Origin of the sequence: Dickeya sp. Secpp 1600, assembly GCF_003049805.1 — a bacterium.
Taxonomy (GTDB): Bacteria; Pseudomonadota; Gammaproteobacteria; order Enterobacterales; family Enterobacteriaceae; genus Dickeya; species Dickeya fangzhongdai.
Map to the genome: position 1 here is coordinate 1,292,593 of NZ_CP023484.1, position 13,406 is coordinate 1,305,998.

The following is a 13,406-nucleotide window of genomic DNA, read 5'->3' on the forward strand; positions in this document are numbered from 1 at the left end:
TTAATGGGGGCGATGTCCGCCACTTCAACCCCGAATCAGGATTTTGTCCGCAACAGGTGATCAAGCGCGCGGCCCGGCAACAGGCGGCGCAGTACGGTAATGCCGTGGGCGAGCAGCGTCACCGGGTAGCGCAGTTTCGGGCGCGGGCTTTCCAGCGCGTGAATCAGTTTGGGCAGCACCGCTTCCGGCGGCAGGGCAAAGCGGCTGGCAATGCCGGGATTGGTGACCGGTCGATCCTGCTGCGCCTGATCCACGTTGTGGGTGAAATTGGTGCTGATCGGGCCGGGCTCGATCAGCGATACGCACAAACCGCTGCCGTGCAGTTCCATACGCAACGCGTCAGACCAGGCTTCCAGCGCGTACTTGCTGGCGGCGTAAGCGCCGCGCCCCGGAGTGGAAATCAACCCCATCACCGAACTGGTCTGAATAATTCGCCCTTCGCCGTGAGGCAACATGGCGGGCAGCAACAGCTGGGTCAACTGATGCGTGCCGAACAGGTTGCTGGAAAACTGTTGTTCCAGTTGCTGACGGGAAATGGTGTTGAGCGGCCCGTACAGCCCGTAACCGGCGTTGTTGAACAGGCCGTAGAGCCGGTTGCCGGTCAGGGTAATGACTACGTCGGCGGCCTGCCTGACGCTGGCGCTGCTGTCGAGATCCAGATCGATCCCTTCAAAGCCCAGCGAGTTCATGCGCGCCACATCCTGATGACGGCGGCAGGCCGCCAGTACGCGATAGCCGCGTTGTTGCAAACATTGAGCGGCAATCAGGCCAATACCGCTGGAGCAACCAGTAATCAAAACCGCTTTTTGCATAACTTTACCTAACGAAAACGCTTAAATATCAAGAGTCGTGGTTAACTGTTAGTCTTTATCGACTCAGTGCTGATTAATAACGGGGTCGAGCTGTTTTGCCATCCATCCGGCGATAAACGGCTGAGCATCGCGATTGGGATGGATGCCATCATCCTGCATCCATTCCGGTTTGAGATAAACCTGCTCCATGAAAAACGGCAGTAGCGGAATATCAAACGTTTTGGCGAGGCGTGGATAAACGGCGCTGAACGATTCGGTATAGCGCCGCCCGTAGTTGGCTGGCAAGCGGATTTGCATCAGCAACGGTTGGGCGTTGGCCGTCTTGATCTGGGTAATGATGCCGGCGAGATCCCGCTCTACGTTCTGCGGGGGAAAACCACGCAGGCCGTCATTGCCGCCCAGCTCGATCAATACCCAGCGCGGCTGGTGCTGTTGCAGCAATGTGGACAGGCGCGCCAGCCCCTGCGTTGCTGTGTCGCCGCTGATACTGGCGTTCACCACCCGGACCTTGGGCGCGGGGGAACGAGACTGCCAGGTCGCGTCCAGCAGCGTGGGCCAGGCCTGATTCGCCGCCATACGATAGCCGGCGCTCAGGCTGTCGCCCAGTACCAGCAACGTATCCGCCGCGAAGGCGCGTAGACTGAACAGGCCCCAGAATAGAAGGACAACGATATGCCAGCGGAAAACATTCTTGAAGTTCATCATCTTAGTAAGCACGTTGGTCAGGGGGAACACCAGCTCTCCATCCTCACCGGAGTTGAGCTGGTTGTCAAACCTGCTCAGACCATTGCGCTGGTGGGTGAATCCGGTTCGGGAAAATCCACCTTGCTGGGAATTCTGGCCGGGCTGGATGACGGCAGCAGCGGACAGGTGTCGCTGCTTGGGCAGCGACTGGATCGGCTGGATGAGGAAGGGCGGGCGGCGTTGCGGGCGCAGGACGTGGGATTCGTGTTCCAGTCCTTTATGCTGGTGCCGACGTTGACCGCGCTGGAGAACGTGCAGTTACCGGCGTTGCTGCGGGGTGAAAGCGATCGCCACAGCCGCCAGCAGGCGGAGCAACTGTTGCAGCAGCTCGGTCTGGGCGCGCGATTGCAGCATCTGCCCGCGCAGCTTTCCGGCGGCGAGCAGCAGCGTGTGGCGCTGGCGCGCGCATTTAGCGGCAGGCCGCGGGTACTGTTCGCCGATGAACCGACCGGCAATCTGGACCGCCAGACCGGCGAGCGTATCGCCAACCTGCTGTTTTCCCTCAACCGTGACTTTGCCACTACCCTGATTCTGGTGACGCATGACGAACAACTGGCGGCGCGCTGCGAACGTTGCCTGCGGCTGCGCGACGGCAAACTGTGGGAGGATGCATGATCTGGCGTTGGTTTTGGCGGGAGTGGCGCTCGCCGTCGTTACTGATTGTATGGCTGGCGTTGACGCTGTCGGTGGCCTGCGTGCTGGCGCTCGGTTCCATCAGCGATCGCATGGAGAAAGGGCTGAGCCAGCAGAGCCGTGATTTCCTGGCCGGCGACCGGGTGCTGCGGGCGTCCCGACCGGTGGATGAAAGCTGGCTGCAACAGGCGCAGCAGCAGGGGCTGACGCAGAGCCGGCAGGTGTCGTTCATGACCATGACCTACGCGGGCGACAATGCGCAACTGGCGCAGGTTAAAGCCACTGACGAGCGTTATCCGCTGTATGGCGAGCTGAAAACCCAGCCGGCCGGGCTACGGGTGGCGCCGGGTACGGTGCTGGCCGCGCCGCGTCTGCTGGCCTTGCTGGGGTTGAAGGTGGGCGACCGGCTGGATGTCGGGGATACCACATTGACCATCGCCGGGGAACTGGTGCAGGAACCGGATGCCGGCTTTAACCCGTTCGAGACGGCGCCGCGGGTGCTGATGAATCTGGCGGACGTGGAAAAAACCGGCGCTATTCAGCCGGGCGGGCGCATTACCTGGCGCTACATGTTTGCCGGCACGCCGTCGCAAATCGCCCGTTTCAGCGACGTTATCAAACCGCAGCTGAAGCCGGATCAGCGCTGGTACGGCATGGAAGATTCGCAGAGCGCGCTGGGCAAATCCCTGCAACGCTCCCAGCAGTTCCTGTTGTTGTCGGCGTTGTTGACCCTGCTGCTGTCGGTGGCGGCGGTGGCGGTGTCGATGGGGCATTACTGCCGTAGCCGTTACGATCTGGTGGCAGTGCTTAAAACGCTGGGCGCCGGGCGGCAGGCGCTGCGCCGGTTGATCGTCGGGCAGTGGGTATCGGTGCTGGCGTTGTCGGCATTGTGCGGCAGCCTGCTGGGAATAGGGTTTGAGGCGCTGCTGATACGCGCGCTTTCACCGGTGCTGCCCGGCGAATTACCGGCCGCCGGGCTGTGGCCGTGGGGCTGGGCGCTGGGTACGCTGGTGTTGATTTCGCTGTTGGTGGGGATTCGTCCTTACCGGCAACTGCTGGCGACCCAACCGCTGCGGGTTTTGCGTCAGGATGTGGTGGCGAACGTCTGGCCGCTGCGCTATTACCTGCCGGTGGTGTTGGCGGTGGTGATCGGCTTGCTGGTGGTGCTGTCCGGCGGCGGCGCGCTGTTGTGGTCGTTGCTGGGCGGTATGCTGGCGCTGTCGCTGCTGCTGGGCGGCATTGGCTGGGGCAGCCTGTTGCTGCTTCGCCGGCTGACGTTGAAAACGCTGTCGCTGCGTCTCGCCATTAATCGCCTGCTGCGTCAGCCGTGGGTGACGCTGGGCCAGTTGGCGGCGTTTTCGCTGTCTTTCATGCTGCTGGCGCTGTTGTTGCTGTTGCGCGGCGATTTGCTGGACCGCTGGCAGCAGCAGTTGCCGCCCGGCAGCCCCAATTACTTCGTGCTGAATATCAGCGCCGATCAGGTGTCGCCGGTAACGGATTTTCTGGCGCAACATCAGGTGAAACCGGAAACGTTCTACCCGATCATTCGCGCCCGTCTGACGGAAATCAACGGGCTGCGGGCCACCGATCTGGTGCATGAGGATGATCCCGGTGGGGAAACCGTCAACCGGGAACTGAACCTGACCTGGCTGAGCCAATTGCCGGACCGTAATCCGCTGGTGGCGGGGCAGTGGCCGCCGAAAGCGGGCGAGGTGTCGATCGAGCAAGGGGTAGCGCAACGTCTTGGGGTGAAGATAGGCGATACGCTGACCTTCACCGGCGATACCCAGCCGTTTCAGGCCACGATCAGCAGCCTGAGGCAGGTGGACTGGGAAAGTCTGCGGCCGAACTTCTTCTTCATTTTTCCGCCCGGCTCGCTGGATAGCCAGCCGCAGTCGTGGCTGACCAGTTTCCGCTATGAAGGCGGCGATACGCTGATCACCCAACTGAACCGTCAGTTCCCGACGCTGACGGTGCTGGATGTCGGCGCCATTCTGAAGCAGATCGGCACCGTGTTGCAGCAGGTCGGTCTGGCGCTGGAGGTGATGGTGGTGCTGGTGCTGTTCTGCGGCGCGCTGTTGTTGCTGGCGCAGATTCAGGTCGGCATGCGTCAGCGGCGTCAGGAACTGATCGTGTATCGCACGCTAGGTGCCGGCCGGCGTTTGTTGCGCGCCACGCTGTGGTGGGAGTTTGCGGTATTGGGACTGTCCGCCGGCATGGCGGCGGCGCTGGGTGCGGAAGCGGCGTTATGGCTGTTGCAGCGCAAAGTGTTCGATTTTCCGTGGCAGCCGAATATGTGGCTGTGGGGCGGATTGCCGGTATTGGCGGCGCTGTTGCTGTCGCTGTACGGCAGCTGGCTGGGGCTGCGGTTGCTGCGCGGCAATGCGTTGTTTAGGCGTTATCACGCCTGAGGTTAACCTCGGGCGTTTTTTACCGTCACGCGGCCAAGCGGGGTCGCGGTTAACGAGGTATGGTGCCTTCACCGTTTTTGCCGCCGGGGTTTTTGTATTTCGCCAGATACTGATGCTGGAAAATACACATACGGATAGTGTTGCGGTATTCGCCGTTGATGAAGAATTCGTGGATCAACTCGCCTTCCACCTCAAACCCAAGCTTGGTGTAGATGTGGATCGCCTTCTGGTTCTCTTTGTCCACAATCAGGTACAGCTTGTAGAGATTCAGAATCGAAAAGCCGTAGTCCATCGCCAGCCGGGCGGCAGCGCTGGCATAGCCTCGCCCCTGATGCGCCGGGTCGATGATGATCTGAAATTCAGCCCGGCGGTGGATATGGTTGATGTCCACCAGTTCCACCAGCCCGACCTTGATGGCGTCGTGCTCAATGATAAAGCGGCGTTCGCTCTGATCGTGAATGTGCTTGTCGTACAGGTCGCTCAGTTCGACAAACGCTTCGTAAGGCTCTTCGAACCAGTAGCGCATGACGCTGGCATTGTTGTCCAACTGATGGACGAAGCTGAGATCGTCGCGCTCCAGCGGCCGCAGGCGCACGACTTCATCGATGTTTGGTTCATGGATGTCTGGCATAAGGTATCCGGATTGTGGGCTATGGCGTGACGTTAACCAGCTTGCCGGAACGGGTCAATCGGTTGGCGGCGAAAGTGCGGAAGGAAAGAGCGGAAGAAAAGAGCGGAAAGACGCGCAGCCCTGATGCAGGCTGCGCGGTTCGGATGAGTGGTTCCGATGATTAGAAGTCGACGCTGGCGCGCAACACCACTTCACGCGGGTCGCCAATCGCCACGCGCAGGTTGTTGCCGCTCGACGGGTAGTAGGTTTTGTCGAACAGGTTCTTGACGTTGAGCTGCCACTTCACCTTGTAGCCGTTGATCGGCACGCTGTAAGTCACAAAGGCGTCAGCCACGGTGTAGTCGTCAAGGAAGAAGCTGTTGGCGGCGTCGCCGGGGCGACGGCCGACGTAGCGAGCGCCGATGCCGGCGCGCAGATCGTCGCCAGCGTGCAGGCCCAGATTGCCGAAGTCGTTGGTCAGGAACAGCGAGGCGGTGTGGCGCGCCACGTTGGTCATTTCGTTGCCCTGATTGTCCGGGTCAGAGGTAACGCGGGCATCGGTAAAGGCGTAGGAACCAATCAGACTCAGGCTGTCGGTCAGTTTGCCGGCCACATCCATTTCCACCCCTTGCGAACGGACCTTGCCGGCGGTGCGGGTGACGGTTTCTCCGTTCACCAACTCACTCACCATTACGTTACGCTTCTGGATATCAAACAGCGCCAGATTGGCGGTAACGCGGTTGGGCAGATCCAGCTTGGCGCCCACCTCATAAGACTTGCCGGTTTCCGGCGCCATTGAGCCAATCTGGGTGGCGATCGAGGTATTGGGTTTGAACGATTCACTGTAACTGGCGTACAGCGATGACCAGGCGTTCAGGTTGTAGACCACCCCGGCGCGCGGGACCAGTCGACTGTCGGAACCGTCGGTATTGGTAGAGAACGGACGTCCTTTGCCAGACATCACATCAAAATGGTCGTAACGCACGCCGCCCAGCAGCATCCAGTGTTCGTTGAAACGAATGGCATCCTGCATGAAGACGCCGGTACTGTCGACGTTTTCGCGCTGGTCGCTGTCCGCCGCGCTGACGGTGGTGGAGGCCGGCTGCAAACCGTAGACCGGGTTATAGACGTTGAAACTATAGCGTCTGGTGCTGCGCAGCATATCGCCACGATAAGTGCGGTCGGCTTCGTGGTCCACGCCAAACAGCAATTGGTGGTTGATGCTGCCCCAGTCGATATCGCCATTCAGCGTCAACTGCACATTCTGCGACTGGCTACGGGCGTCGGCGGTGGCATCAGCCTGACGAGTCAGGATACCGGTAGTGGCGTTATAGCTGGTGGCGCGCGCCTGATTATCGTTGTAGGTATTACGGCTGTAGGCGTAATTCAGCTTGGTTTTCCAGCGATCGCTAATGGCGCTTTCCATCTGGAAGGTCAGCGTGTCCTGATCGCCGCGGGTGGCGTTGTAGGTTTCGTCAAACCGGCGTTCGCGCGGGGTATTGACCGGTTTGCCGGTACGGCTGTCGATCACGGTGCCGCGATCGAACGGCGTCAGGTATTCCATGTGCTCGTAGGACACCCGCACGGTGGTATTTTCGCCGTACCACATCAGCGACGGCGCAATGGTGGTCTGGCGGTTGCGGCCGAAGTTGCGCCAGTAGTCGGTTTCATCGTGATCGACAATCATGCGATAAGCCAGACCGGAGGTGCCGAGCGGGCCGGTGACATCCAACTGACCGCCGCCGCCGTTGAAACTGCTGTTCCAGCCTTCGATATGGGTTTTCTGCACCAACTCCGGTTTTTTACTGATGATGTTGATCATGCCGCCGGGCTCGCCCCAGCCGTACAGCATGGATGCCGGTCCTTTCAGCACTTCCACCCGCTCGGTGGTCGGGGTGACGTTGCGCGCCTGAATTGAACGCATGCCGTCGCGCAGGATGGAACCATCGCGGTTATCGCCGAAACCGCGCTTCATCACCGCGTCCTGCGTCCCGCCGAGGGTGTTGGCCTGGGTGATGCCGCTGACGTTGTATAACGCTTCATCAAGACTTCTGGCCGCCTGATCCTCCAGTACCTGCTGCGGCACCACATTGACGGCTTGCGGTATGTCCAGCAGGCGGCTCTCGGTACGGGTGCCGGTGACGGCGTTGTGCGGCTGGTAGCCGGTTTCCCGTGCGCCGCTTGCAGGCGTACTGGCGGTCACCACCATCGTGTCTTCCTGCTTTTTCGTGTTTTTTGCGGCGGTGTCGCTATCGACCTGTGTAGTGGCGGCCTGAAGACTGAAGGGCAACAGGGCCAGCAACGGCCAGCCTTTTTGCCAGTGAAGGTTATTCATGTGTTAACTGACTCCAATAGGTCCCTGAAAAATCAATCGGTAAAAACTGCTGATAGAGTTGTTGTAAGGTGCGCTGCGGGTCGATATCGCCAAACAGCGTCGGATAGAGGGCTTTGGCGAACATTTCCACCATCACCACGTGATACGGGCTGAGATAAAAATTGTGCCACATGCTCCAGGCGCGGCCGGCGCCGACGGCGCTCAGGTGTGAAAGCAGCGGTTCCTGCATCAGCAGGGTGCGGAAACTGTCGGCGGCCTGCCGGGGCGCAACGTCCGGGCCGAGCATCAGGTCGGAAAGGCGTTTGCCGTCCGGTCCGGCCATGCCGGTGGCGATGTAGACATCCGGTCTGGCGGCCAGCGCCTGCTCCGGGCTGAGTTCGCCGTATACGCCTTTTACTTTGCCGGCGGCGATGTTGTCGCCGCCGGCAAAGGCCAGCAGTTCGCCGAGATTGCCGTTAACCGCCGTGGTGCAGCAGGTGTCGCGGCGTCCAAGATGCAGATGCAGCATCACCGTGGTTTTGCGACCCTGATACTGCGCCAGTCGCGCTTTCACGGTGTCCATGTGCTGCTGGTAGAAAGCAATAAACGCGTCGGCGCGCGACGACTGGTTGAGCACGTCGCCGAGCAGGCGCAGGCTGGGCACGGTGTTTTTCAGCAGATCGATGCGCAGGTCGACGTAGATATACGGGATACCCGCCTGAGCCAGCGCCTGCTGGATGCTCTGCTCGTTGTCGGCGCCTTTAGCCAGCCGCGGCAGGATCACCAGATCCGGTTTCAGCGGCAGCAGGGCTTCCGCGTTGACGCTGTTGAGATTGCCGTTACCCAACTGCGGGATGCGGGCTATGTCGGGAAATTTCGTGGTATAGCGGCCCCAGCTTTGGGCGTCATAACGCGCCATGTCGCCCGGCCAGCCCACCACGCGCTGCGCCGGGTTACCCGGTTCCAGCAAGGCCAGCGTATAAAGCATGCGACTTTCGCCCAGCACAATGCGTTGCGGGTTATCTGGCACCACCACCTGACGACCGGTAATGTCGGTGACGGTTTTGGCCTGCGTCAGCGGGCTGAACCAGAGTACGGTGAGGAAGAGAAAAACGATGCGCATGTTCTTTTCTCGTAAAAATGAGGCAGAAAAAAATAATAATAATTATTTTTATTTGCAATGGAAACAAAACGGAAACAGGGTTAAAAAAGAAAAAGCCCTGATATTTCACAGGGCTGGCAGAGGTTATGTAAATAATTAAAGTCGCCGCGACAGGGCGGCGAGTGGGGAGCGGCGGGTATCAGGACGGCTTTTTACCGTCGTGGTGTTCGTAGCCGCGGCCAAAGTGACGTTCCAGCCGGCCTTGCAGCAATTCCAGCCCGATGGACAGCAGCCAGTAAATGACGGCGGCGGTAGTGAGCATCTCCATGTAGTGGTAGGTGCTGCGGCCGTAAGACTGCGCCAGAAAGTTCAGCTCCCACAGGCCCATCAGCGACACCAGCGAGGAGTCTTTGATCATCGAAATGAACTGGGAACCGGCGGGCGGAATGATGATGCGCAGCGCCTGTGGCGCCACTACGTGGGTGGTGATCACCCAGCGCGACAGCCCCAGCGCCATGGCGGCTTCCTTCTGACCGCGAGGAACCGCGAGTACGCCGCTGCGGATGGTTTCCGCCAGATAGGCGCCATAGTTTAGCGACAGCGCGATGATGCCGGAGGTAAAGGCGCTCATTACGATGCCGACCTGCGGCAGCGCGAGATAGATGATCAGCACTTGTACCAGCAGCGGCGTGCCGCGAAACAGCGAGACGTAAAACGTGGCGCAGCCGAAAGCGATCGCGCTGGAAGAAAGCCGGCCCGCGGCGGTGATCACCGCCAGCAGGATACAGAACAGCATTGAAATGATGGTTATAACGACGCTCAGCACCGCCCCCTGGATGAAACCATCCGGCGACAGATGCATCCCCAGCATGGAGGGCAGTTTCTGCTTGATCAGGCCGGTGTCCAGATCCATAAACGAAAACAGCCACAGCAGCAGGCTGAGCAGCACCAGCCAGGTCAGGCCGGCGCGCAGACGAAAACCAAATCCGGCGCGTTCAGGCGCCGGCGGCATGTGAGACGGGGTTTCAGCGGACGAACGCGACATTACGGGTTGACCCCGGTGATGTCTTCACCAAACCACTTCATGGAGATGGCTTTCAGCGTGCCGTCGGCGCGCAGCGCGGCGATGGCATCGGCCAGCGTTTTACTCCATTCCGGGTCGCCTTTGTCGACGGCAATCCAGTTTGGCTCGGCATACAGTTGCTGCAGGATACGCAGTTGCGGCAGTTTCTCGATGCGCGGTTTGGCGGTGATGCGATCGGAAATCACCGCGTCCAGCCGTTTACCCGGGCCCAGCGCCAGATTGCGGAACGCCATTTCTTCATCGGTGGGTACCGCCTGCACATGGCCGAACGGGAAGGCGATCGGTTTGCCGCCTGGGATCACCAGACTTTTGTTCAGGTAGTTCTCGTAGCTGGAGCCCAGTCCCAGTCCGACTTTCTTGTTGCTCAGATCGGCGGCGGATTGGATGTTTTTCTCATCCTTATGGACGATCAGTACGGCGAAGGTACTGTAGTAAGGGGTGGCGAAGTCCAGCATTTTGGCGCGCTCGGCATTCGGGGTCATGGAGCAGATGCACATATCCCAACGGCCTTGCCACTTGCCGCCGACGATGGTTTCCCAGCCCGGCGTCGCCAGTTCCAGTTTGGCGCCCAGTTTCTGCGCCACTGCGTTGGCGACGTCCACATCGAAGCCAACCAGTTGATTCTTATCGTCGAGATAGCTAAATGGCGGATAGTCGTTGAACAGTACGTTGCGGACTACGCCGGTCTGTTTCACCCGATCCAGCGTGCTGCCGGCCTGTGCGGCGCTGAGCATGAAGCAGGCGCTCAGACCGAGCGCCATCAGTGCGAGAAGTTTTTTCATCCATTTTCCCTACAAACTAGCGTCACAACGGGCAACGCGGGGCTGCTTGCCGCGTCCCGTCGGTGGAAATCACAAAGGTCCTATCTTATAGCAGCCGCGGGCGTGTGCAAAATAAGGTCTTCGTCAGGCGGTCGAGGGGCGGGGAATAAGCATCGATGACGGCGGCGTTACATAAAAGGCACCACATAAAAGGCACCATATAAAAAAAAGAAACCTGCCACCGGGGTGGCAGGTTTGACGGTGTGATGTCCGGCACGCGCGTTATTTTTTACGGGCGTATTTCAGGGAGTCCAACGCCACGGCGAAGATGATGATGCCGCCTTTGATGATGTACTGCCAGTAAGGGCTGACGCCGATGTAGGTCAGGCCGTAGTTGATGAGGGTGAAGATGATAACCCCGGTCACCACGCCGGCGACCGTACCCACGCCACCGGCAAAGGACACGCCGCCGACCACGCATGCCGCGATGGCATCGAGCTCGTACATGAAACCTAAGTTGTTGGTGGCGCTGCCGATACGGCCGGCTTCCAGCATACCGCCGAAGGCGTAGAAGATGCCGGACAGCATGTACACCAGAATCAGGTTCAGCGAGACGTTCACGCCGGAGACTTTAGCCGCTTCCGGGTTGCCGCCGATGGCGAAGATATTTTTGCCGAAGCGGGTCTTGTTCCACAGGATCCACACGAACACCGCCGCAATCACCGCATAGAAGGTGATATAGGACAGCTTGAAGTCGCCGAAGCGGATAAATCCCTGTGCAAAAGTAGAGAAGCGGTCGTCAAAGCCGGCGATGGGGGACGCGCCGACGATGTCGTAGTACAGCGAGTTGATACCGTAGACGATGATCATCGTGCCCAATGTCGTGATGAACGGCGTCACTTTCAGGTAGGCGATGATAAGACCGTTGACCAGACCGATTACCGCGCCAATCGCGCAAACGATCAGGATAACCAGCGGAATCGGCATGGTTTCCAGATTTGGGAATACCTTGTTGCTGTTGTCCATCGCCTGTAACAGCGTGGCCGCAACGACGGCAGCAAGGCCGACCTGACGACCGGCCGACAGGTCGGTGCCCTGGGTAACGATAAGCCCGGCCACGCCGAGCGCGATGATCACGCGCACCGAAGACTGGGTAAGAATGTTACTCAGGTTGGTGAGACTGAGGAAGGTGGGGTCCTGGATAATAATAATCACCAGCAATACCAGCAGCACGGCATAAATGCCGCTGTCTTTCAGCCAGGTGAGCGCACTTTTTTTAGTAGTAGCTTTCATGGTAACAGCCCTTGCATCATTAAAGGTGTAACGACGCTAAACGGAGGATTTCGTTCTGCGTGGTGTTCTTGGTTTCGACAATGCCTGCGACGAGGCCATTACTCATCACCAGGATGCGGTCGGTGACGCCCAGCAATTCCGGCATTTCTGATGAAATGATGATGATTCCCTTGCCCTTTTTCGCCAGCTCGGAAATAAGCTGATAAATCTCGAATTTGGCGCCCACGTCGATGCCGCGGGTCGGTTCGTCCAGCATCAGGATTTCCGGTTGAGTCAGCAGCCAGCGGCCAATGATCACCTTCTGCTGGTTACCGCCGGACAGCGAGCCGATGGCGGTATGGTGGCCGGGGGTTTTTACCCGCATCGAATCAATCACCCACTGCACATCGCTTTTCATGCGCTTGTTGTCCAGCAGGCCGAGGCTGTTTTTGTATTTATGGATGTTGGAGATCAGCGAGTTAAAACCGACATCCAGATAGGCGTAGATACCGGTAGAGCGGCGTTCTTCGGTGACCAGTGCGAAACCGTTGTTGATGGCCTCGTTAGCGGTATGGTTGTTAATGTCTTTGCCGTGCAGTTTGATGGTACCGCTGAGTTTTTCGCGGATACCGAACAGCGTTTCGACGATGTCGGTACGTTTGGCGCCGACCAGACCGGCAATCCCTAAAATTTCGCCCTGACGCAGATCGAACGACACATCGCGGATCGACGGCTGGCGCATGGAGGTCAGGCCGCGTACTTCCAGCATGACGTCGCCAGGGGTGTTGGTTTTGTCCGGAAACCGCTGATTGAGGGAGCGGCCGACCATCATGGCGATGATCTGGTCCATGTTCAGGCCGTCCAGCGGCTGAGTGGCGACCCACTGACCGTCGCGCAGTATGGTGATTTCATCGCACAGCTGGAAGATCTCTTCCATTTTGTGGGAGATATAGACGATGCCGCAGCCCCGGTCTTTCAGCTTGCGGATGATGGTGAACAGGTGGTTCACCTCTTTTTCCGTCAGCGACGAGGTGGGTTCGTCCATGATGACGATTTTAGCGTTATAGGAGAAGGCTTTGGCGATTTCGATCATCTGCATTTGCGAGACCGACAGCGAGGCCACTTTGTCGCGCGGATCGATATCGATATCCAGTTCATCGAAAATCGCTTTGGTATCGCGATACATTTTTTCCTGATCGACGAACAACCCTTTTTTCGGATAGCGGCCAAGCCACATGTTGTCCATGACCGAACGTTGTAAAACCAGGTTCAATTCCTGGTGCACCATGGATACACCATTCTCCAGCGCTTCTTTGGCGCTTTTGAAATCGACTTCCTGTCCCTGGAATTGAATGCTGCCTGAATCTTTCTGATAAATGCCGAACAGACATTTCAGTAGAGTCGATTTCCCTGCGCCGTTTTCGCCCATCAGGGCGTGGATGGAGTGGGGGCGCACCTTCAGGTTGACATTATCCAATGCCTTTACACCGGGAAACGACTTACTGATATTGGTCATCTCCAGCAGGAATTCGCGCTGAGTGGTTAGAGTGTCACTGGTCATATTTTACCTGGTCGAAATAATTACCTGGCTGAAACGTTGCCGGGCTGAACATGGCTGCCTGGCTGAGAAAATCATTCGTCCAAACAGTAGGGGCGCAACGGT

11 protein-coding genes are annotated in these 13,406 nt (G+C 58.8%); 2 read left to right on the forward strand and 9 right to left on the reverse strand.

Annotated elements, in window-relative coordinates:
* Positions 1-35 precede the first annotated feature (35 nt).
* Positions 36-812: an SDR family oxidoreductase gene (locus CPA59_RS05870; protein WP_107758881.1), complete on the reverse strand. Its 777-nt coding sequence runs from the start codon at positions 810-812 to the stop codon at positions 36-38.
* 63 nt (positions 813-875) lie between these two features.
* Positions 876-1,514, reverse strand: a complete 639-nt coding sequence (gene tesA / locus CPA59_RS05875) for a multifunctional acyl-CoA thioesterase I/protease I/lysophospholipase L1 (RefSeq protein WP_161129900.1) — start codon at positions 1,512-1,514, stop codon at positions 876-878.
* On the opposite strand from tesA, the gene ybbA reads away from it, so the two are divergent.
* Positions 1,485-2,171, forward strand: coding sequence for a putative ABC transporter ATP-binding protein YbbA (gene ybbA / locus CPA59_RS05880; RefSeq protein WP_033570141.1), 687 nt, complete (start codon positions 1,485-1,487; stop codon positions 2,169-2,171). The two genes, tesA and ybbA, sit on opposite strands and share 30 nt — an antisense overlap.
* On the forward strand, positions 2,168-4,600 hold the full coding sequence (ybbP, locus tag CPA59_RS05885) for a putative ABC transporter permease subunit YbbP (protein WP_107758882.1): 2,433 nt from the start codon (positions 2,168-2,170) through the stop codon (positions 4,598-4,600). Before ybbA ends, ybbP begins: the two co-directional genes overlap by 4 nt.
* 49 nt (positions 4,601-4,649) lie before the next feature.
* Here the strand turns inward: ybbP and speG are convergent, their stop codons facing one another.
* The 7 genes from speG to mglA form a co-directional block, all read right to left on the reverse strand.
* Positions 4,650-5,231, reverse strand: coding sequence for a spermidine N1-acetyltransferase (gene speG / locus CPA59_RS05890; protein ID WP_107758883.1), 582 nt, complete (start codon positions 5,229-5,231; stop codon positions 4,650-4,652).
* A 160-nt stretch (positions 5,232-5,391) separates the two neighbouring features.
* Positions 5,392-7,545 (reverse strand): TonB-dependent siderophore receptor, encoded by a 2,154-nt coding sequence (locus CPA59_RS05895; RefSeq protein WP_049854188.1) that lies wholly within the window; start codon positions 7,543-7,545, stop codon positions 5,392-5,394.
* Positions 7,538-8,647 carry an ABC transporter substrate-binding protein gene (locus CPA59_RS05900; RefSeq protein ID WP_049854189.1) on the reverse strand — a complete coding sequence of 370 codons (1,110 nt, stop codon included), beginning with the start codon at positions 8,645-8,647 and terminating at the stop codon, positions 7,538-7,540. Before CPA59_RS05900 ends, CPA59_RS05895 begins: the two co-directional genes overlap by 8 nt.
* A 178-nt stretch (positions 8,648-8,825) precedes the next feature.
* On the reverse strand, positions 8,826-9,671 hold the full coding sequence (locus CPA59_RS05905) for an amino acid ABC transporter permease (protein ID WP_080762631.1): 846 nt from the start codon (positions 9,669-9,671) through the stop codon (positions 8,826-8,828).
* Positions 9,671-10,492 (reverse strand): ABC transporter substrate-binding protein, encoded by an 822-nt coding sequence (locus CPA59_RS05910; protein WP_038918242.1) that lies wholly within the window; start codon positions 10,490-10,492, stop codon positions 9,671-9,673. Before CPA59_RS05910 ends, CPA59_RS05905 begins: the two co-directional genes overlap by 1 nt.
* A gap of 261 nt (positions 10,493-10,753) precedes the next feature.
* Positions 10,754-11,764: a galactose/methyl galactoside ABC transporter permease MglC gene (mglC, locus tag CPA59_RS05915; RefSeq protein ID WP_100849139.1), complete on the reverse strand. Its 1,011-nt coding sequence runs from the start codon at positions 11,762-11,764 to the stop codon at positions 10,754-10,756.
* Positions 11,765-11,783: 19 nt separating this feature from the next.
* Positions 11,784-13,304, reverse strand: a complete 1,521-nt coding sequence (mglA, locus tag CPA59_RS05920) for a galactose/methyl galactoside ABC transporter ATP-binding protein MglA (protein WP_038661050.1) — start codon at positions 13,302-13,304, stop codon at positions 11,784-11,786.
* Between the last annotated feature and the right edge of the window lie 102 nt (positions 13,305-13,406).

What these genes read in the sequence shown, in the direction of transcription:
- CPA59_RS05870 (WP_107758881.1), bottom strand. Translation starts at nt 812, where the DNA reads ATGCAAAAAGCGGTTTTGATTACTGGTTGCTCCAGCGGTATTGGCCTG.
- ybbA (WP_033570141.1), top strand. Translation starts at nt 1,485, where the DNA reads ATGCCAGCGGAAAACATTCTTGAAGTTCATCATCTTAGTAAGCACGTT.
- tesA (WP_161129900.1), bottom strand. Translation starts at nt 1,514, where the DNA reads ATGAACTTCAAGAATGTTTTCCGCTGGCATATCGTTGTCCTTCTATTC.
- ybbP (WP_107758882.1), top strand. Translation starts at nt 2,168, where the DNA reads ATGATCTGGCGTTGGTTTTGGCGGGAGTGGCGCTCGCCGTCGTTACTG.
- speG (WP_107758883.1), bottom strand. Translation starts at nt 5,231, where the DNA reads ATGCCAGACATCCATGAACCAAACATCGATGAAGTCGTGCGCCTGCGG.
- CPA59_RS05895 (WP_049854188.1), bottom strand. Translation starts at nt 7,545, where the DNA reads ATGAATAACCTTCACTGGCAAAAAGGCTGGCCGTTGCTGGCCCTGTTG.
- CPA59_RS05900 (WP_049854189.1), bottom strand. Translation starts at nt 8,647, where the DNA reads ATGCGCATCGTTTTTCTCTTCCTCACCGTACTCTGGTTCAGCCCGCTG.
- CPA59_RS05905 (WP_080762631.1), bottom strand. Translation starts at nt 9,671, where the DNA reads ATGTCGCGTTCGTCCGCTGAAACCCCGTCTCACATGCCGCCGGCGCCT.
- CPA59_RS05910 (WP_038918242.1), bottom strand. Translation starts at nt 10,492, where the DNA reads ATGAAAAAACTTCTCGCACTGATGGCGCTCGGTCTGAGCGCCTGCTTC.
- mglC (WP_100849139.1), bottom strand. Translation starts at nt 11,764, where the DNA reads ATGAAAGCTACTACTAAAAAAAGTGCGCTCACCTGGCTGAAAGACAGC.
- mglA (WP_038661050.1), bottom strand. Translation starts at nt 13,304, where the DNA reads ATGACCAGTGACACTCTAACCACTCAGCGCGAATTCCTGCTGGAGATG.